Raw genomic sequence first — 19,414 nt, forward strand, 5'->3', positions numbered from 1 at the left:
TTTTAAATCATTGCTCCTGTTATTTACGGACCAACATATTGGTCATTGGCGAAGGTTCCGACATAGGTGGTACCGTCAGCCATGGTCAGTGTGCCTTTCCCATGCATCATACCTTCTTTAAATTCGCCTACATAGGTATTTCCTTGATCAGTCTTGGTGCCATAACCATCCAGCTTACCGTATTTCCACTCTCCTTCGAATTTTGTTCCATCATATCCGGTGGCAGTACCCTGGCCATGAAGTTTGCCGTCCTTCCATTCACCTTCATAAATCACATTCTCAGAGTAAGTGAACTTCCCATAACCATTGGGTACGCCATCTTTCCACTCACCAGTATAAATACCACCGCCATAGCTCTGGGTGTGAACACAGCCGCTGGCTGTCAAAAAGAGACTTGTTACTATTAATATCACCAATAGTTTTGATATTGTTTTCTTTTTCATCCGATCCCCCCGTATTATTTGTGCATCCTTTTCATACGCCTCAGCTTTTAAAGAATTGTGGTCTTATTATACCGCATTAGTTCCTGATAATAAATATTAAAACTACTAAACGGACAATTATTATTAAAACCTCCGGTGCTGGAAAATAAAAAAATACGCTGATGATCAGCTGGCCGTTATAAACAGGGTCCGGGTTAACACCATATAAAGTCCGGTTCCAGCACTGATGCTGAGAAAAACGTTTTTTCTGGTTCGATGAACAATGATCACCACAGCAACACTTAACAGCTCCGGTAAGCCAAAGGGATAGGCACTCAAGCCAATATTGCGCAAACAGAAAACCACCAGAATAATCATAATGGCTGCCGGCAAAACTGTTCCTAAATAGCTTACCGTATCCGGCAGTTCTTTTCTTCCACCCAAAAACAAGAATGGCAAAGATCTTGTCAGAATAGTAACCAGTGCCACAACAAGTAGAGCTTCCAGCGTGTTAATCCAGTTAATACTCATAACTGTTTTCCTCCGCTTGCTCTGTTAAACCCGCTTCCACTTCCATACCACGGTTCTTTTGTTGATCGTCAGGCCAGCGGGATTTCATCACGATCAGCACCAGGACGCTAACAGCCAGGGCTGGCAGGATAAACTGACTGGGCCCCAGGATAAAATAAAAAGCCAAGGCGCTGATCAGCCCGGTGATTGCTGGCAGATGGGAATCCATGGACTGCCATTGATTCATACAGACGGTAATAAAAAAAGCGGTGGCTGAAAATTCAATGCCGGCCAGATCATAGGGGATCAGCTGCCCAAACAGGGCTCCGGCCAGACAACTTAAAATCCAGACCAGATGAAGAATCAGGGTGATATAAAAATCGGTCTTTCTGATATCAACATCATCCGGATAATCGATACTACAAAGGATCGAATAGACCTCATCCGTAAGGGTAAAGACCATATAGGGATATTTCCGACCCATTTTTCGGAATTGATCGATAAAAGCAATCCCATAAAAAATATGCCGGGCATTAACAAAAAAGGTCATCAGCGCAATGGTACCTAATGATGCCCCGGTAGTAAGCAAAGAAACCATGACAATCTGCATTGACCCTGCATAAATAAAAACGCCGGATAAAAATGACCACCCAGCTGAGTACCCGGCCTCATTCATTAAAACTCCAAAAGCGATGCCAATAAACAAGTATGGGAAAAACACTGGTATCGCCTGTTTGAATGCAAAAACAAAACTTTTCATCGTCAGACTCTCCCTTCACCCGCGGTAAGATTTGAGCCTTATTTTAACACGCAAAAATACGCCATACAATAACTTAAATGTATGGCGTACAAATTAACACGGACTATTACAAATGATCGAGGAGGTTTTTCAAGATTATCAGTCCCTGTTCCAGTTCGGCTAGGGTTTCCGGGGCACAAACCGACATCCGCACGGCCCGACTGGGCAAACTATTTCCGACCGTAAACCGCTCGGCGCCGTAAACCCGAACCCCTTTTTCCATCGCCAGCACTTCGAAAGCTGATCCGCTAATTGTTCCTGGCAACTCCAACCAGCGAAATATTCCGGTTTCTTCACCGTGACAGGTGTAGCCACGTAAATAGTGATTTACCAGCTTATTGCGTTGTCCGGCTTTCTGTTGATGGCTTTCGATAAACTGATCCAACTGTCCGGAAACGATGACCCGGGCTGCCAGCACTGCCATCAACGGAGAAACCGAAATATTCAAATTATACAGGGCTTTCGACACCGGTTTTCGATAAGCCTGGGGAACTGACAGATAAGCCATCCGTAAACCGGGGGCCAGAGTCTTGGACATGCTGGCAATATAAATAGTCTGCTCCGGCGCAAAAGATGCCACCGCCGGTTGAGTGTTTTGCCCCAGAAAATGATACGCGCCGTCTTCAATAATAAAAACATCCTGATCTCTGGCTATTTGAGCCAGAGCCTGGCGACGATCAGCGGTCATGGTATGGGTGGTGGGATTGTGATTGTCCGGGATCAGATACACGCCCTTGATATTTTCGTTTCGGCAAGCATCAAGCAGTGCTTCATGATCCATTTGGCCGTCACGATGACGGATCGGCGTCAGCTGAATGCCCAGCATTGAAGCAGTGGTTTTGAGTCCGGAATAGGTATGGGGGTCAGCGCCAATTTTATCGCCGTGACGACAAAGCCCGGCCAGAATGGCCGTGATGGCATTTTGACCGCCATTGGAAAATAAAATGCTCTCCGGTGCCGGACTGAATCCGCCTTTTTCCATCAGTTTCACGGCTGTATCTTTAAGCCAGATGTTGGCATTGGGACGGCTGTAATTAAACAATTTATCGGCATCGGCTTCATTAAGCATTTCTTTTAAACAGCCGATCAATGGTCCAAAGGTGGCGGTATCCGGAAAAACTGCGCCCAGCTCAATCAAATTCCGGGGCTTGTCATCCGGCAGCAGATAGGCATTCGCCAACGCATCAAAGGATACAAAGGTGCCGCTGCCCACCGTGGCACTGAGGAGCCCCTTTAACTCGCAGACTTTGCAGGCTTTGGATACGGTGCTCACATTAATATCCAGAAAATCGGCCAGTTCCCGCTGCGGTGGTAGCTTTGTCCCCGGCAGCAGGTTGCCATTTTTGATATCCTGCTCCAGCTGACGGGCCAGGGCCAGATACAGGGGTTTCGTCTGATGCTTCAACGTTGGTTTCCATGACATCGGATAATCTTCAAATGAATTTACTGGCATGGTTATCGCCTCCTTGTAACTTATTCCATCTGGTGAAATGGCTTTTATCTTAACCAGAACAGACTTAACCACCAACACCTCCGTCATTATCTGATCTCATTCTATCGAAAAGACCTGTCGGCGTCAAGCCGGCAGGTCTTTTCGATAGCAACACTACACTTCATTTAATGTCACTCGTTCCTCATCACAATCGGCATATTTAATCGCAATTTGCCGGAATTCTTCATTAACATCTTCAAAAGCATCAACCATCAGCGGATCAAAATGAATACCTCGGCCTTCTTTAATAATCACTACCGCCTGCCGGTGCGTAAATGGCGGTTTATAAATCCGCTTACTGATGAGTGCATCATACACATCCGCAATCGCCATGATTCTCCCAGCTATGGGGATATCATCGCCAGACAAGCCATCCGGATAGCCGGTCCCATTCCATTTTTCCTGATGACTTTTTGAAATCTCCATGGCATGTTTCAAAAATGAATTCTCACCAAGCTTTAATGACGCAATTCGAAGAGCATTATAACCAATCAATGTATGTTTTTTCATTTCTTCAAATTCCTTAACGGTCAACTTACCTGGTTTTAGAAGAATTTCGTCACGAATACCGATTTTGCCAATGTCATGGAGTGGTGCCGACTTGTAAAATATTTTGATGACATCCTCATTCAGAATATTTTTATATTTTTCAACGGAACTTAGTTTTTCAGCCAGAATTTTTACATAATTTTTGGTACGATAAATATGTCCCCCCGTATCCGGATCTCGATATTCAGCCAGTGAGGCTAGCGCTTCAATGGTAATTTCCTGAGTCAGGCACAGTTCTTCCGTTCGTTCTATAACCCGTTGCTCAAGTATTTCATTCTGCAGAGCTAACTCTTTTTTTGCAATCGTGATGTACAAATGGGTCTGTACCCGTGCTTTGACTTCCAGTATTTCAAATGGTTTGGTAATATAATCGACGGCCCCAGCTTCAAACCCTTTTGTTTTACTTTCGATGTCAGTCATCGCAGTCAGGAAAATAATCGGGATTTCTTTCGCTCTGGGATTCTTTTTAAGTTTTTCACAAACTTCATAGCCACTCAATCCTGGCATCATGATGTCCAGTAAGATTAAATCGGGAAGCTCCATTTCCATCATTTCGAGAGCAGCTTCCCCATCCATTGCCACTGACAGTTCATAGTCATCTCCCAGCGCACCAACCAATATGTCAATATTCATTTCTGTATCATCGACGATTAGAATATTACATTCTGACAATTTCTTCATAATCAAACCTCACTTAATTTGATTAATAAGGAATTTACGCGTTCAGCGGCTTCCTTATATCGATATTTGGAAACAAGTCGATAGATCTCAGCGACTTCGATTTCGCTTTCATCTGGCCATAAAAATTTACGATAAGCTTCAAGAACATCGAGACATTTTTTTGGTTTCCGTGTTTGAATCCCCGGCATAAGTTCTTCTAAAAAACGTATTAGTTCAACCTTCGTGGAAACAGTATCGCTGTCGTCAACAGCTTTTTTTTCTTTTGGCAACACCGTTTGCAATGATTCAGTCAGCTTTTTTAACTGAATAGCCAGATTTTTAATGAGCGGTCTTAATGTATCCTTACTTGGTTGTTCACGGATTGCGGTCTCAAGAATCGTTGCCGTTTCTCTTATTTCGACTGCCCCAATATTCCCAGATACCCCTTTTAATGTATGGACAAGCCTTTCAGCGGCGGTATAATCGCCATTGCTGACTGCCTGATCCAGGTCTGTAATGAAACTCGGTTGTCCGGCTATAAATTTTCTCAGCAAATTTAGATACGGTTTTTTCTTACCGAGAACCCGCCGTAGACCCAATTCAACGTCCAGACCACTGATTCTGATGTTTAATTCCGCTTCTGGAAAAATCTCATCATCAGTATCACGGTTACAGTCATCTGAAACATCAATATTTGTTCTTGATGGTATCCAATGCGCCAGTATTTCAAACAAATGATTCGGTTCAATCGGTTTAGGCAAATGGTCATTCATTCCGGCAGCGATACAACGTTCGCGATCACTGGCCATTGCATTGGCAGTCATCGCAATTATTCGCAGTTCCGCAAATCGACTATCTGAACGAATCCGCCTAGTCGCTTCAAGCCCATCCAGTACCGGCATCTGCATATCCATCAGAACCAGATCATATTGATTTTCAGCCACCATTTCCACGGCAATCCGACCATTTTCTGCCACATCTACAATCAGTCCGGCCTCTTTAAGTAGTTCAAGTGCAACCATCTGGTTCAACTCATTATCTTCCACCAACAAAATTCTGGCCCCGGAAATTGCCTGTAAAATTTTCCTTTGACCGGCCGTCTCAACTTCTTTTTTTTCGACGGTCTCATTCAGTCGGTTTTTTTCAAGAATTCTAATCATCGTTTCGTACAGTACCCAAAGATTAACCGGTTTGACCATAACCAGTTCAAATCCCGCCCGTTCTGCTTTACAAAATACTTCTTCTCTTCCAAAAGCGGTGACCATCACATATTTGGGTGGGCTTTTCAGTTTGATTTGACTTAATCGTTCAACAGTTTGAATGCCATTTAAATTTGGCATCTGCATATCAACGAAGACAATTTCGTAGGGATCTTGGCGCAAATCTTCCATTTGAACCATTTCGATGGCACTCTCACCCGACCCTGCTTCATCCACCCGAATTCTCATGGAATTTAACATCTCCGATAGAATCATTCGGGCCTGATTATTATCATCGACTACCAATACACGCAAATTTTCCAACCCTTCATTTGAGATAATTGATTGCTCGGTTTTGCCGGAGACACGAAAATGGGTCGTAAACCAAAAATTACTGCCTTTACCATATTCTGATTCCACACCAACTTCACCACCCATTAATTCCGCCAGATCTTTTGAAATAGCCAGTCCCAATCCCGTTCCACCGTATTTTCGTGTGGTCGAGGTATCAGCTTGTTGAAAAGACTGGAATAACTTAGCTTTCTGATCTGTAGTCAAGCCGATTCCGGTATCCTGAACTTCAAATTTCAACAAAAATCCTTGGGCTAGCGTTTCTTCTTTCCTTATTCTGACAATAATTTCACCTTGTTCCGTGAATTTTATGGCGTTGTTGACATAGTTAATCAGGATTTGTCCAATTCGCAGCGGATCGCCACATAATTCGTTAGGAACATTCGAATTAACATCAAAGACAAGTTCCAAACCTTTTGACATACATTTTTCACTAATACAATTGGACAAATTATCCAAAACCTCATATAATTTAAAATCAATGCATTCAATATCCAGTTTCCCTGCCTCAATTTTTGAAAAGTCCAGGATATCATTAATAACACCCAACAAATGCTGCCCCGACAAGCGTATTTTTCCGAGATAGTCTTTCTGCTTTTCGGACAGATCAGTTTTTTCCATTAAATAACTCATTCCCAGTATGGCATTCATGGGGGTTCTTATTTCATGGCTCATATTTGCCAAAAAATCGGACTTGGACTTGGCCGCCTCTTCAGCTGTTTTTTTTGCTTTATAAAGCTCTTCTTCCATAATTTTTCGTTGAGTGATATCTGTAGAAATACTACAAAGTCCGATAATATCATCATTCTGTTTCATCGGTACTTTTGTGGATAAATAGGTTTGTGTGTTTTCTTCCCGATTAGAGTGTTCTTCGATTATCTGAATTTTCTTTGATTTAATAACATTGAGATCATTTTCTTCATAAGCTTCGCCAAGATCTGGTCTGAATATGTCAGTCGCCGTTTTTCCGATGCAGGAATCTCGATCAATCCCCGTTACCGTTTCCCATTGCTTGTTAATATATGTATATTTTCCATTTAAATCTTTTGCATAAACTGCAGCCTGTAAATTTTCCAGAACTGATTCGATAAACTCTCTGCTACTCGCCAATTCTTTGTTCTTTTCCTCAATTTCTTTGAGTAACTCTGCTCTTGTCGGTGACTCAATTTCAATTCGAATTTCTTCGACGAGACTCTCACAGAAATCTGGCTCGACTGTTATAAAAGGAAAAAAGACATTTATCAAGTATTTTCCATCCGGCTTTTCGTGAATTTCAAACAGATTCACATATTTTTCAGCACAATTCAAGCTAAACGGTACCTCCAGGTTATCATATGCGATATTAATTCCTTCTTTATCCTGGTTTTTTATGACTGAAATGATGCAGTCAACCATATTTGTGTCATTAAGCAACTGCCGAATCATTTCCGATAAAACTGCTTCAATTCGGGCTGCCTTAATTTCGGAACATCCTAATTTTAAAGCAATATGTCTTGCTTTTTTTCTTGCTTCGATCAAAGAAATATTACTATCGACCCGTGTATGACCCAATTCGATCATTGCTCTACCTCGATTCCGCCTTTATTTAATATACTTTAACGCTATACAGCAAGCATCATCCGTTTTTTTGCCAAATTCTTTAAGAACACCTCTTGTGATTGATTCCGTCTCGCCAGTAAATAATGCCAAATAGTCAAGCAAATTGAAGTGCTCTTTAATACCATCAGAATAGAGAATCAGGAGATCGCGATCAGAAAAATCACATTCTCGAATAATTGGACTAATGCTTCCAAATCCCACGATTCCATCTTTTGAAAGCATCCGATGTTGATTGGAACCGATTACTCTTCCCGTGACATTACCAATTCCTGTATACTGAAGTTTCCCAGTCGGTATATCCAGTCGGTATATCCAGGCGACACATCAGGACAACTCCACCTCTACTACCATATAAATGTTTATGGAGACCGTTCATGACATCAATGAGGTTGCGTTGATAATTGGCTTCAAGATATTCTTCTGCATTAACTGCAATACTTCTTGCCACTTTGCCATGACCAAGAATGTCAATCAAACAGACAAAGCACTTATTATCATATTCTTTAATATATCCGAGATCACCGCATTCTGAAACATCCCACAGCAGCGCTCGGAGTATCATTGCATATTCAATTTTCTCCATAATCCACCCATTTACGTGTCAGCACTTGCGTTCCTTTGCCCGAAACCGATTCGATATAGAACTCGTCCATGATTCGCTGCACACTCGGAAGACCTTGTCCCAAACTATTTGTCTGTGAGCTGTAGTTTTCCTTTAATGCCTGTTCAATATCATTGATCCCCGGTCCTTTATCGCTTGCAAACAGTTCAATCCCATTGGCCTGGCTGACTTCATCGGTAACAATACTTACTTCAATTATGCCTGTTCCAGCATACCGTAAAATATTTGTCGATAGTTCCGAAGCAGCTACGGCTATTAACACCTCATCCGTTAAACGAAATCCAGCTTTTTTAGCGATACTACGAACAGAATAAACCACATTCTCATTATCGTGGCTAAAAACAAGATCTATTTTTTTTGTTTCTCTGACCCGAACTCTTTCGCTAATTTCTTTTGTTAAACGTACATCAGATATTTTCATCATCTTTTACCATTTACTCTAATTGAGCAACGTTAAACCAATCTCAAGATTAATTGCCATTTTTATTCTTGTATTAATCGCAACGTCCAAGTCAATCAAACCAAAAACTACCCCGGGATTCAAACCTACCCAGATTGTCTGAATCCCCATCAATGAAAATACCCTCGTAATGTTTTCAAAAGCCTGGTATGTATATGTATCCATAACAGTCACCATTGAAAAATTAAGAAGTACGCCCTGAATATTTTTCTGATAGGCTTTCTCAATAATTGTTTTTTCGATGTTATGAATACACGAATCCGTCATTTCTGCTGGAAGTGCCACAATCAGGTTATTTTTTATCACGGTTACGGATGTATTATAGTCTTCTCCCATTACTTTCAACCTATTCCCATCAAAAATATTATTTCACTGTTTTTTCTTATTCACTTCCAGATTTAACATTAAAAATGCTTCAGTCAAAGCATCACTGAGTGTTGCCCGGGTGTTGATCGCTTCCATGTCAATGCCTAATTGGATGATTGTTTGCGCCACGGCAGGTGAAATTCCCGACAAAATACAATCACACCCCATCAGTTTAGTTGCTTTTGTTATTTTAATCAAATGATTGGCTACGGCCGTATCCACGGCTGCAACACCGTGAATATCCAAAATAATTACTTTTGCATACGTTTCAGCGATTTTTGTCAGCATGCTTTCCATCATATGCTGAGCTCTCATTGAGTCAACAACACCGACAACCGGCAATACCATAACACCTTCCCATAATTTAATTGTCGGTGTGGACATTTCTCGGATTGTATGGTTTTGTTCTTTGAGACGATTCTCATATAGAACTCGCTCTGTAATGTCCAAGACTAATTCGAGGCCACCAATGATCTCTCCGCTATCATCAACTAGAGGTACTGCTGAAAACTCTAAAGGAATCGTTTGCCCACCTAATGTTGCTTCAGTTCGGGAAGCATAGGTCTTCCCAGACTTCATCGCTTTTAGCATGGCACAATCGTCAGTTCCACACTGATCGGTGCAAATTATATCTTTGCAGGCAATTCCAATAATCTCCTCCGTGCTTTTTTTAGTAATTTTTTGCCAGCTTCATTCATATAGATCACCATCAGTTCTTTATTTACTGCCATGACCGGAGCTGGTATCTGGTCAAGAATTTGAGCCTTTAATTTGTCATCAGCTTCCTGAAACTTTTTGTTCATCATAACCCTCCTAAGTATTTTTAAATTGTATGTATGCAAAAGTGATCTTTACCCGATTATCAAACCGTTTTCTCCTCTTGTTGCAAATCTTTTTCGCCAACCACTGACTTAAATTTCGTCAGAATCTTTTCAAGGTCATTAGAAAGATTGGAAATATCTTCAATTTTCTCTTGGGTAAGTACTTCTTTTTTATTTATACCTGCTTTAGACAAAAGTGAGTCCAGCTCATCATACATATCTTGTAAATTGGTTTTTATTTGAAGCAGTTGTTTCTTTGCATCAATCTGACTTTTTATGCCATCACAAACAACTTCTTCAGCTTCTCCAAGAACATATTCGGATACATCTTCCACGACTGTACAATCATACCCGAGAATATTTTTGACTGTTTCCGCAAATATTTTTTTAGGTTCTTCTTCACCATGAACCAGAAAGATTTTCTTTGGCTTTTCTTTAAACCCGGACAACCATTTGAGTAGATCGTTTTTATCGGCATGGGCAGAGAACCCCTCGAGAAAATAGATTTCCGCATTCACACGAATCCGTTCCCGCAGAATCCGGACATATTTTTCGCCGCTGGTAATTGCCCGTCCAGTGGTCCCTTCCGCCTGGTAGCCAGCAAAAACAATGCTCGATTTTGGTTTCCAGAGATAGTGTTTTAGGTGATGTTGAACCCGGCCGGCATCAGCCATGCCACTGGATGAAATGATGATCTTAGGTGCTGGATTATCGTTTAACGCTTTGGATTGATCAATGCTTTTGGTAAAATGTAGATTTCTGAAATAAAAAAGCTCCTCGCCTTTTTTAATTCGCGCCTTTATAATATCGTTAAAATAATGGGCATTTTTTCGGAAAATTTCGGTGGCATCAGTAGCCAGCGGACTATCAACATAAACATTGACCTTATCAAGCTGATTCTGATGTAGTTCATGGTTATCATAAAATAGCTCCAACTCATGAATCAGATCCTGGGTTCGTCCCAAAGCAAAGGCAGGTGCCACCACAGTTCCACCCCGTGCAACGGTTTTAAAAATGATATCCAGAAAACGCTTCCCACTTTCCTGTTGGGTTTCATGGACACGATCCCCATAGGTCGTTTCCATAATCAGATAATCAGCCTCTGCAATCAGAGTCGGATTATTGAGCATCCGCTGATTGGCTGCCCCAATATCCCCTGAGTAAACAAGCTTGGTGGTTTTTCCGTCATCTTCAGCCCAAATTTCAATGATTGCGGCCCCCAGTATATGTCCTGCTTCATTGAGCCGGATCTTGATCCAAGGATTGATCTCAAAAGTTTGTCCATATGCCACCGGAAAGAAATATTGGCTACAACGGGCAGCATCTGCCTGGGTGTAAAGCGGAGCAATCTGCCGCTTTCCAGAACGGATGGTGCGTTTGTTGATCCATTTCGCATCCATTTCGTGAATATTGCCACTGTCCTGAAGCATGATGTCGGCTATTTCAGCGGTTGCCCCGGTACAATAAATCTTTCCTTTGAACCCCTGCTTGACAAGTAAGGGAATGCGCCCGCAATGATCCACATGAGCATGACTTAAAATTATAAAATCAATTTCTGCCGGGTTAAAATCAAACTCCTGATAGTTTAATTCTTCCAGGGCTTCACTGCCTTGAAACAAACCGCAGTCCAGGAGGAATTTACAGTGATCGGTCGTCACCAGATGGCAGGAACCCGTTACGGATAGTGCCGCTCCTAAAAATTTAATTTTCATTTTCTTTCTCCTGTTCTTTTCACTTCCAGTTAATATCAGTCCAAATTCTTCAAGCTGCGCAGCTTTGTGTATGCCAGCCATGGATTTTCATTTGTAATCCTTATTAATCTTAATACCCTTTACTTTATTCATATCCAACTTATTAAGAATTACGCAGATTAGGCCGATAAAAATACACCTGGGACTAAAATTAGTCCCAGGTGTCATGGTTTTTCTGACCTGATCTTGTCTAAGTTAACATTTATCCATTAAATTTTCCTCTGAAGCGACAGAAAGCAAATGATTGATGAATTGTTGGGCGGTTCGACCAGAAATTCCGCCATGCTGCAATTCCCATTTATTAGCCTCACCGGAAAGAACTTCTTCTGAGATGTTCAGGCCTTCCCGCCGGGCCAGTTCGGCGACGATGCCAAAGTACTGTTTCTGACTGGGTCGTTCATAAAAAATACTGACTCCAAAACGATTGACAAGCGACAGTTTTTCCTGCATGGTATCGGAGCGGTGGATCTCGCCATTTGCTTCCATATCATTTCGGTCGTTCCAGGTTTCGCGAATCAGATGGCGACGATTTGAAGTGGCATAAATCAAAATGTTGTCGGGTTTTGTTTCCACGCCACCTTCAATGACAGCTTTCAGAAATTTGTACTCAATTTCAAATTCCTCAAAAGAAAGATCATCCATATAGATAATAAACCGATAGTTGCGGTTTTTAATCTGGGCAATGACATTTGATAAATCCCGAAATTGATGTTTGTAAATTTCGATCATCCGCAATCCCTGATGATAGAATTCGTTGACGATGGCTTTGATACTGGTGGACTTACCGGTACCGCTGTCGCCAAACAACAAGACATTGTTGGCTTTTCGTCCCTCGACAAAGGCTTTGGTATTTTCGACAAGTTTTTGTTTCTGATTTTCGTATCCCACCAAATCTGCCAGCATGACCTTATCCATGTTATTGATGGGGTTAAAGATAACTCCGGTGTTATCGACTTTGGGAATGATCCGGAAGGCTTTGTTCAATCCAAACATACCCACTCCGTATTCGCCATAGAACTGCGTGATTTCGTCGAAAAAAACTTGTTCGTTTGCAGCAGCCGCTAATCTCAGACTCAGTGATTTCACCTTTTCACTGACATTCTGATTGTACATAAATTCCGGTTTTTTGATGGCCTGGTAATTTGAAACCCGGGTGAAACAATCAATTCCCAGTGCTGATTCCAATTCGGTGAAATCAAAATCAAAGAGCTCTTTAAAAATTTTGCAGTCGTTTTGAGCAAAAAAGTTAACACTGCCTTCTTTTTTTCCCACCTTTTCGCAGGTTAAACTGAATGGGTTTTCATTCGTTATCAGTAAAAAGGTCAGGTAATGATGCCAGAGGTTTCGATCAAAGCCAAAATCAGTGGCAATTTCCAGCAGTGCTTTTATTTGTCGATAACTTTCGGCAATCAGGCTTTCTCTGGTATCTGCAGCTTGATAAAAACGCTCATAGAGCTGTCCCATCTGCTTAAGCAGACGCTCCTGACTTGAGTCAGTAAAAAGTATCAGTTTCGCAATTAATCGATTCATGGTGATCTTCCTTCTAAAAAAAGCCACCTTATTACAAGGTGGTTTTTCTAATCATTTATTTTGTCGGTTTGACTTATCTCAGCTGGAACTGGTCAATCATCTGTTTTAACAGGATCGATTGGCCGGAGAGTTCTTCACTGGCGGCAGCACTTTCTTCGGCGATTGCCGAATTCTGCTGAACGACCTGGGCAACCTGCTCAACACCCATATTAATCTGAGCAATGCCGGTCGCCTGTTCGTTGGATGCGGTAGCGATGTTGCCGATTAAATCATTAACCTTGGCGATTCCGCCAACAATTTCGTCCAGGGCACTGGCGGTTTCATCGGCAATTTTTGTCCCCTCGGCGACCTTACTGATGGAGCCTTCAATTAAGCCGGTCGTTTCCTTGGCTGCATCAGCACTTCGAGCGGCAAGGGTGCGGACTTCTTCTGCCACCACGGCAAAACCTTTACCATGCTGTCCCGCCCGGGCGGCTTCAACGGCCGCATTAAGAGCCAGAATATTGGTCTGGAAGGCAATGTCATCAATGACCTTGATAATCTTGGAAATGTCTTCCGATGATTTGTTGATTTCCACCATCGACTGCTGCATCTCAGTCATCTGATGGTTTCCTTTGTCCGCGTTACCCATAACATCGGTGGCCAGTTCTCTGGCCTTGTTCGCGTTGACGGCGTTATTCTTGGTCTGGTCAGCTATTTCGGTAATCGAAGCAGTCAGCTCCTGGATCGAACTGGCCTGTTCAGTCGACCCCTGGGCCAGGGCCTGGCTGCTGTCGGAGACCTGATTGGCCCCGACATTAACCTGTTCCGAGGCATGGTTGATATCTCCCAACAGTGAGTTCAATGTCGCAATAATAGTATTGAGTGCATCAGAAATCGCATTGAAATCGCCACCAAAAGAACGGACATTTTCCAAATTAAGATTTCCATTGCTTATTTCTCCGGTAACCGTCGAAATCTCTGTCACAATTGTTTTAAAATTACTTCCCATTTCATTGACAGCCTGTTTCAAGACATCAAAGCTGCCCTGATAATAGCCTTCAACCATTACATCAAGATTGCCGTTGGCAATGGCATCCATCACATTTGCGACCTCTTCCATCGGTTTTGCCATAACACTAAGAATGCCATTCATGCCACTGATCAGCTCCTGCCAGGAACCGCTGAATTTGGTTTCATCGGCCCGAACATCCAGGTCTCCCTGCATTGCTGCCGTTGTCAGAATGATGGCATCACCAATGAGGCTGTCAATGGAATTTTTAACTTCTCGCAGATTTGTTTCAATTGCTTTAAACTGCTCATATACCTCCCCAGTAAACTCACCAGGTTCCTGAATATCCATATCAAAGTCCAAATTTCCTGCCGATAAACGTCTTAAATTATCAGCCAGTCGATTAATTTCCATTGCTGAATAATTATTGACGCTCATGGTTGCGGTTGTGTTAAACGAAGTTTCCACATAGCCAATGGTCTGACCTTGTTTGTCAATAATCGGCGTTGTATCCATTCGATAATATCCGCCACGATATGCAAATGGGAATTCAATTCGGCCTGTTTTTCGGTACGCTTTGACACCGCAATCTTCATTTTTACACATGTCCAGATTTGATTTGCAGCAGTCATCACCATAAAGCGATTCGCGACTGCCCTCTCGCCCGGTTGCTATTCTCAGATCCTGAAGGGTCTTATTAATAAATGTCCACTTCAAATCGTTATCTACAACGGTAATCCGGTATGGCATCGCATCAAGAATTGCCTGGAAGAAATCGCGTTTGTCGGCGACTATCTGGATCGCCTGATTGACATGTTCGATCCCTTTTTGATAATCGCCAATCATTTCAGTTTCCTGTTCTTTATTCAGATCCGCTTCTTCTTTTTTAACACGTTCGGGCAGTTGTATCAGGTAATCACTCATCATCTTAATGGATGACTGGACTTCCAGCAGACTGTTGCCAACCACATCCTTATCCGATGACGGAATGATTGCTGCTGACAGATCACCCTTTGCCAGTTTACCAGCCGCTTCTGACTGTAATCTCATGCTCTTGGCAATACCTGAAAGTGCATAAGCAACTTCCCCCAACTGATCCTGAGGTTTTTCGGCTTTTAAACCAAGTTCAACCTCTCCATCAGCCAGGCGGTTAGCAGCCTCAGCCAGGCCGGTTAAACGATCCGATATTCCCTTTACACCGATTACACTTACCCCAACCATTAACGCTATACCGATGGCATAAATCAGCAACACACTATTTTGGATACCGCCAAACTGGTCGAAATTTTGACTGACGACAACCATTGAAATACCTGCTGTCACGCAAAAAATCAGGACGGCCGGTAGGACAACTGTCATTAGGATTTTTGACAGCAAACTTTTTTCATGCTCCATTCTTTCCTCCATTTGATTAAATTATTTATCAAGCAATTCTTTCTTTCGTCACCACTTTTCTTGGAAGGATTATACCACTAAACGATATAAATTTCGTTGCTGTTACTCTTCACAGCCAAGGTATTCAGCCAGGATAATTTAATTATTGATAGTATTATATATGATTTTTTCAGTAAACTCAACTTCATTTTTTGTAAATCAGTGTCTTCTTTCAGTTTTTTGTACCATTAAAATAGAATAACCTCAGGGTGCTCCTAAGGTTATTCTAATCTATACAAACATTTTTCTGATAAATTATTATCTCAATTGGAACTGGTCGATCATCTGTTTTAACAGGATCGATTGACCGGAGAGTTCTTCACTGGCGGCCGCACTTTCTTCAGCGGTTGCCGAATTTTGCTGAACGACCTGGGCAACCTGCTCAACACCCATGTTAATCTGGGCAATGCCGGTCGCCTGTTCGTTGGATGCCGTGGCGATGTTGCCAATTAAATCGTTAACTTTGGCGATGCCGCCAACAATTTCGTCCAGGGCACTGGCGGTTTCATCGGCAATTTTTGTCCCCTCGGCGACCTTACTGATGGAGCCTTCAATTAAGCCGGTCGTTTCCTTGGCAGCATCAGCACTACGGGCGGCCAGGGTGCGGACTTCTTCCGCCACCACGGCAAAACCTTTACCATGCTGTCCCGCCCGGGCGGCTTCAACAGCCGCATTAAGCGCCAGGATATTGGTCTGGAAGGCAATGTCATCAATGACCTTGATAATCTTGGAAATGTCTTCCGATGACTTGTTGATTTCCACCATCGACTGCTGCATCTCAGTCATCTGATGGTTTCCTTTGTCCGCGTTGTCCATAACATCGGTGGCCAGTTCTCTGGCCTTGTTCGCGTTAACAGCGTTATTTTTGGTCTGGTCAGCTATTTCGGTAATCGAAGCAGTCAGCTCCTGGATCGAACTGGCCTGTTCAGTCGACCCCTGGGCCAGGGCCTGGCTGCTGTCGGAGACCTGATTGGCCCCAGCATTGACCTGTTCAGCAGCATGATTGATATCACCCAACAGCGAGTTCAGCGTTCCAATAATAGTATTAAGAGCATCGGAAATCGTATTGAAATCGCCACCAAAGGAACTGACATTTTCCAAATTGAGATTTCCATTGCCGATTTCTTCGGTTACTGTGGAAATTTCTCCTACTATTTTTTTGAATCCACTCCCCATTGAGTTAACCGACTGTTTTAATTCATCAAAACTCCCGCGGTAAGAGCCGTTTACGGTAACTTTCAGATTCCCTTGTGAAATCTCATCCATAACATCCGTGACCTCTTGGAGCGGCTTCGCTATTTCACCAAGAATACCATTCATTCCACTGATCAGTTCCAGCCATGAGCCAGCGAATTTGGTTTCATCCGCTCGGGCATCGAGCTGACCATCAATTGCCGCATGGGTCAGCATACTTGCATCATCAATCAGATTGCCAATGGTATTTTTCACCTCCGTCAAGCTATCTCCAATCGCTTTAAATTGCGCATACACTTCGTTAGTATACTGGCCTGGTTCATCGACATGTAAATCAAGATCAAGATTTCCCTCCGACAAGCGATGCAGGTTGTCCGCCAGTCGAACTACCGCATTGCTGCGATAATTATTTACACTCATTACCGGTGTTGTGTCGTGGGATACTTCTACATAACCGATCTTTTCACCATTTTTGTCGATGAGGTTCATCGTATCCATCCGATAATATCGTTCGCGGAATTCAAAGCGATATTCGGCATAGCCAAGTTCATTCAATTGATCCCCATTGCCATTTAACATTGTCACGCCGCAGTTCTCAGTATGACACATTTCCAGATTACAGGTATGACAATCGATACCGCGAATGTCTTCCCGTTTTTCGGCTGTGCCGGTCATTTTCATCAGATCTTCAAGAATTTTGTTGACAAAAACCATTTTCATGTCTTTATCGGTGGTGGTCACCCGGTACGGTAAAGCATCCAGAATTGCTAAATAATATTCCATATTTGTGGTGACTGTCGCCATGGCCTGATTTGCCTGCCCAAGAGCTTTTTTATAATCACCGGCTAAGTCATTTTCTACACTTTTGTCAAAATACACTTTTTTCTCGACCAATTCCGGCATCATAACAAAATAATCGAGGAGTTTTTTCATCGACTTTTGAGCCGCAACTAAATTACTTCCCAGCCAGTCTTTATCCGATAGTGGGCTGATCGTTTCTGACAGATCTCCATCTGCCAGTTTTTTTGCAATTTCCGACTGCGTCTTGTTATTTTCCGCCAGTAATGAAAGCGCATAAGCAATTTCTCCCAACTGATCCTGGGGTTTATCAGATCTTAACCCAACTTCAATGTCCCCATCCGCCATCCGGTTAGCGGCCTCTGCCAGACTGGTTATTCTGTTTGAGGTCTCTTTCATTCCCAATACAATTACACCAACAATAACAGCTAAACCGATTACATAAATCAGCAACAAATTGTTTTGAATCTCTGCAAACTGATCAACATTCTGACTTGTCACCACCATTGCAATAGCTGCAATTGCACCAAATATTAATGCTACTGGTAAAACAACTGTCATCAGGATCTTTGCCAACAAACTCTTTTCATGTTTCATTCTTTTTCTCCTTCTAATTTTTTCTTGAGATCATCCTATACTTATTTATTTTTACCCCTTTATTTATCAAATAATTATGCTGTGTTCCTGGGATAGAGGGTGTTGTTTCTCTTCACCACATCGGTGTATTTTTTTATAAATCTCACTCATTGAATTTTACTCATGATCAACATTATATCGGATTATTTTCGAAATCTCAATTGTTATTTGAATTCTTTATCTAAATACTTATATTCACTTACTATTATTTAATCGTCAACCGTAAAAAATACTTTAGTTTCATTTAAATTTAATGTTCGTCGTGAACATCTTTCATTTCTCTAAAAAGTAAACCAGCCGAAGCTTTCTTCAGCTGGTTCGTGGAAACCATCTTTTTCAATCTTTTGCGTTTTTAATGGGAACTGCTATAAACCAGATCATTTTTTTCAAAGTCAAAGGTATTGTTGATGTGCCCCAGAATGATCAGCACCTTGCTTAAATTTTCAAAATAGACTTCATCATATTTGGCACTTCCAATATCAAATCCTTTCAGTGTGGGTAATAATTCTTCAGCCCGATCATGATTACTATCCACGGTGGTACACAGCTTATAGAGCTTTTTAAACTGATATTCATCAACCAGATAAAATCGGCTGTCATCAATTCCATTTTGAATATTCTCCAAAAACCATCGATGAATCTGATTTGTTTTTTTAAACCGCCCCATCACTTCAGAAGCCACTGCCCAGGGCTTAAGCCGCAATTGTTTAAGATCTACACCCTTTTCACATTTATATAAAACACTTTCTAATCCCATGTTAGTCTCCTACATTTATCGTTAGGACTTGTTGCTTTTTAAGTTTCTATCTGAGTTTCTCAAAATCGCGTTATCAAAAAAGCTATCCTATTTAAAAACCCTTTACACTGATTCTCTATCTATCATTTTACCCACCATGTTTCATTAAGTCAATTATTATCAGACCGCTAATCAATTTATTTTGTTATTTACTCAACTTTCCCAGCTCTAAAAATCAGCTGAGACTTTACAACAACACACTCTGCAGCTTCTGAAAAACAGAAGTTGACAGAAAAATGCACCCAACGTCTGATATAATGAAAATGCAAACTAACAAAAATCAGACAGGAAAGGTGCATACCACTATGATAAACCAAAACAACCCATCTGAACAGACAAAAATTGCATTTTTAAAAGCTTTTAAGGCATTGAAACTGGCAGGATTACTCAGAGATTCCGGGATCCGTAAAGCACAGGGTATAAAAGTTGCTCAA

General features: G+C 41.9%; 17 protein-coding genes. All 17 read right to left on the reverse strand.

What is annotated here, in order from left to right; all coding sequences use genetic code 11:
• Window positions 1-23: 23 nt before the first annotated feature.
• The 17 genes from A3KS_RS21435 to A3KS_RS21465 all read right to left on the reverse strand — a co-directional run bounded on the left by A3KS_RS21435 (window position 24) and on the right by A3KS_RS21465 (window position 18,941).
• Window positions 24-443 carry an MORN repeat-containing protein gene (locus A3KS_RS21435; protein WP_051355914.1) on the reverse strand — a complete coding sequence of 140 codons (420 nt, stop codon included), beginning with the start codon at window positions 441-443 and terminating at the stop codon, window positions 24-26.
• Window positions 444-608: 165 nt separating this feature from the next.
• Window positions 609-953, reverse strand: a complete 345-nt coding sequence (locus tag A3KS_RS0114700) for a branched-chain amino acid transporter permease (protein ID WP_026395555.1) — start codon at window positions 951-953, stop codon at window positions 609-611.
• Window positions 943-1,692: an AzlC family ABC transporter permease gene (locus tag A3KS_RS21440; protein ID WP_051355915.1), complete on the reverse strand. Its 750-nt coding sequence runs from the start codon at window positions 1,690-1,692 to the stop codon at window positions 943-945. The genes A3KS_RS0114700 and A3KS_RS21440 overlap by 11 nt, the downstream gene beginning before the upstream one ends.
• Window positions 1,693-1,798: 106 nt before the next feature.
• Entirely contained in the window at window positions 1,799-3,184 is a 1,386-nt protein-coding gene (locus A3KS_RS0114710; protein WP_026395556.1) for an aminotransferase-like domain-containing protein, read from the reverse strand.
• A gap of 153 nt (window positions 3,185-3,337) precedes the next feature.
• Window positions 3,338-4,453 carry an HD-GYP domain-containing protein gene (locus A3KS_RS0114715; protein ID WP_026395557.1) on the reverse strand — a complete coding sequence of 372 codons (1,116 nt, stop codon included), beginning with the start codon at window positions 4,451-4,453 and terminating at the stop codon, window positions 3,338-3,340.
• A gap of 2 nt (window positions 4,454-4,455) precedes the next feature.
• Window positions 4,456-7,542: a PAS domain-containing hybrid sensor histidine kinase/response regulator gene (locus A3KS_RS21445; RefSeq protein WP_051355916.1), complete on the reverse strand. Its 3,087-nt coding sequence runs from the start codon at window positions 7,540-7,542 to the stop codon at window positions 4,456-4,458.
• A gap of 21 nt (window positions 7,543-7,563) precedes the next feature.
• A complete protein-coding gene (locus tag A3KS_RS0114725; protein WP_169727708.1) occupies window positions 7,564-7,782 on the reverse strand; it encodes a hypothetical protein in 219 nt (72 codons plus the stop codon).
• A 58-nt stretch (window positions 7,783-7,840) separates the two neighbouring features.
• The gene (locus A3KS_RS0114730; protein WP_026395559.1) at window positions 7,841-8,164 is read right to left on the reverse strand and encodes a hypothetical protein; all 324 of its coding nucleotides are present in this window, start codon (window positions 8,162-8,164) and stop codon (window positions 7,841-7,843) included.
• Window positions 8,151-8,624 (reverse strand): anti-sigma regulatory factor, encoded by a 474-nt coding sequence (locus tag A3KS_RS0114735; protein ID WP_051355917.1) that lies wholly within the window; start codon window positions 8,622-8,624, stop codon window positions 8,151-8,153. Before A3KS_RS0114735 ends, A3KS_RS0114730 begins: the two co-directional genes overlap by 14 nt.
• 18 nt (window positions 8,625-8,642) lie before the next feature.
• Entirely contained in the window at window positions 8,643-8,999 is a 357-nt protein-coding gene (locus A3KS_RS0114740; protein ID WP_026395561.1) for an STAS domain-containing protein, read from the reverse strand.
• Window positions 9,000-9,032: 33 nt separating this feature from the next.
• Window positions 9,033-9,707 (reverse strand): STAS domain-containing protein, encoded by a 675-nt coding sequence (locus tag A3KS_RS22775; protein WP_207637762.1) that lies wholly within the window; start codon window positions 9,705-9,707, stop codon window positions 9,033-9,035.
• Window positions 9,656-9,832 carry a PAS domain-containing protein gene (locus tag A3KS_RS23925; RefSeq protein WP_207637761.1) on the reverse strand — a complete coding sequence of 59 codons (177 nt, stop codon included), beginning with the start codon at window positions 9,830-9,832 and terminating at the stop codon, window positions 9,656-9,658. The genes A3KS_RS22775 and A3KS_RS23925 overlap by 52 nt, the downstream gene beginning before the upstream one ends.
• Window positions 9,833-9,891: 59 nt before the next feature.
• Window positions 9,892-11,562, reverse strand: a complete 1,671-nt coding sequence (locus A3KS_RS0114755) for an MBL fold metallo-hydrolase RNA specificity domain-containing protein (RefSeq protein WP_026395562.1) — start codon at window positions 11,560-11,562, stop codon at window positions 9,892-9,894.
• 234 nt (window positions 11,563-11,796) lie between these two features.
• On the reverse strand, window positions 11,797-13,131 hold the full coding sequence (locus A3KS_RS0114760) for an ATP-binding protein (RefSeq protein ID WP_026395563.1): 1,335 nt from the start codon (window positions 13,129-13,131) through the stop codon (window positions 11,797-11,799).
• A gap of 73 nt (window positions 13,132-13,204) precedes the next feature.
• Window positions 13,205-15,517: a methyl-accepting chemotaxis protein gene (locus A3KS_RS21455; protein WP_051355918.1), complete on the reverse strand. Its 2,313-nt coding sequence runs from the start codon at window positions 15,515-15,517 to the stop codon at window positions 13,205-13,207.
• A 297-nt stretch (window positions 15,518-15,814) separates the two neighbouring features.
• On the reverse strand, window positions 15,815-18,145 hold the full coding sequence (locus A3KS_RS21460; protein ID WP_051355919.1) for a methyl-accepting chemotaxis protein: 2,331 nt from the start codon (window positions 18,143-18,145) through the stop codon (window positions 15,815-15,817).
• Window positions 18,146-18,536: 391 nt separating this feature from the next.
• Entirely contained in the window at window positions 18,537-18,941 is a 405-nt protein-coding gene (locus A3KS_RS21465; RefSeq protein ID WP_035356426.1) for a hypothetical protein, read from the reverse strand.
• Between the last annotated feature and the right edge of the window lie 473 nt (window positions 18,942-19,414).

Origin of the sequence: Acetobacterium malicum subsp. dehalogenans DSM 11527 (genome assembly GCF_000472665.1) — a bacterium.
GTDB lineage: Bacteria > Bacillota > Clostridia > Eubacteriales > Eubacteriaceae > Acetobacterium > Acetobacterium malicum.

Bases quoted from the DNA above. Each gene is read 5' to 3' on its own strand.
- A3KS_RS21435 (WP_051355914.1), bottom strand. From the start codon at position 443: ATGAAAAAGAAAACAATATCAAAACTATTGGTGATATTAATAGTAACA.
- A3KS_RS0114700 (WP_026395555.1), bottom strand. From the start codon at position 953: ATGAGTATTAACTGGATTAACACGCTGGAAGCTCTACTTGTTGTGGCA.
- A3KS_RS21440 (WP_051355915.1), bottom strand. From the start codon at position 1,692: ATGAAAAGTTTTGTTTTTGCATTCAAACAGGCGATACCAGTGTTTTTC.
- A3KS_RS0114710 (WP_026395556.1), bottom strand. From the start codon at position 3,184: ATGCCAGTAAATTCATTTGAAGATTATCCGATGTCATGGAAACCAACG.
- A3KS_RS0114715 (WP_026395557.1), bottom strand. From the start codon at position 4,453: ATGAAGAAATTGTCAGAATGTAATATTCTAATCGTCGATGATACAGAA.
- A3KS_RS21445 (WP_051355916.1), bottom strand. From the start codon at position 7,542: ATGATCGAATTGGGTCATACACGGGTCGATAGTAATATTTCTTTGATC.
- A3KS_RS0114730 (WP_026395559.1), bottom strand. From the start codon at position 8,164: ATGGAGAAAATTGAATATGCAATGATACTCCGAGCGCTGCTGTGGGAT.
- A3KS_RS0114735 (WP_051355917.1), bottom strand. From the start codon at position 8,624: ATGAAAATATCTGATGTACGTTTAACAAAAGAAATTAGCGAAAGAGTT.
- A3KS_RS0114740 (WP_026395561.1), bottom strand. From the start codon at position 8,999: ATGGGAGAAGACTATAATACATCCGTAACCGTGATAAAAAATAACCTG.
- A3KS_RS23925 (WP_207637761.1), bottom strand. From the start codon at position 9,832: ATGAACAAAAAGTTTCAGGAAGCTGATGACAAATTAAAGGCTCAAATT.
- A3KS_RS0114755 (WP_026395562.1), bottom strand. From the start codon at position 11,562: ATGAAAATTAAATTTTTAGGAGCGGCACTATCCGTAACGGGTTCCTGC.
- A3KS_RS0114760 (WP_026395563.1), bottom strand. From the start codon at position 13,131: ATGAATCGATTAATTGCGAAACTGATACTTTTTACTGACTCAAGTCAG.
- A3KS_RS21455 (WP_051355918.1), bottom strand. From the start codon at position 15,517: ATGGAGCATGAAAAAAGTTTGCTGTCAAAAATCCTAATGACAGTTGTC.
- A3KS_RS21460 (WP_051355919.1), bottom strand. From the start codon at position 18,145: ATGAAACATGAAAAGAGTTTGTTGGCAAAGATCCTGATGACAGTTGTT.
- A3KS_RS21465 (WP_035356426.1), bottom strand. From the start codon at position 18,941: ATGGGATTAGAAAGTGTTTTATATAAATGTGAAAAGGGTGTAGATCTT.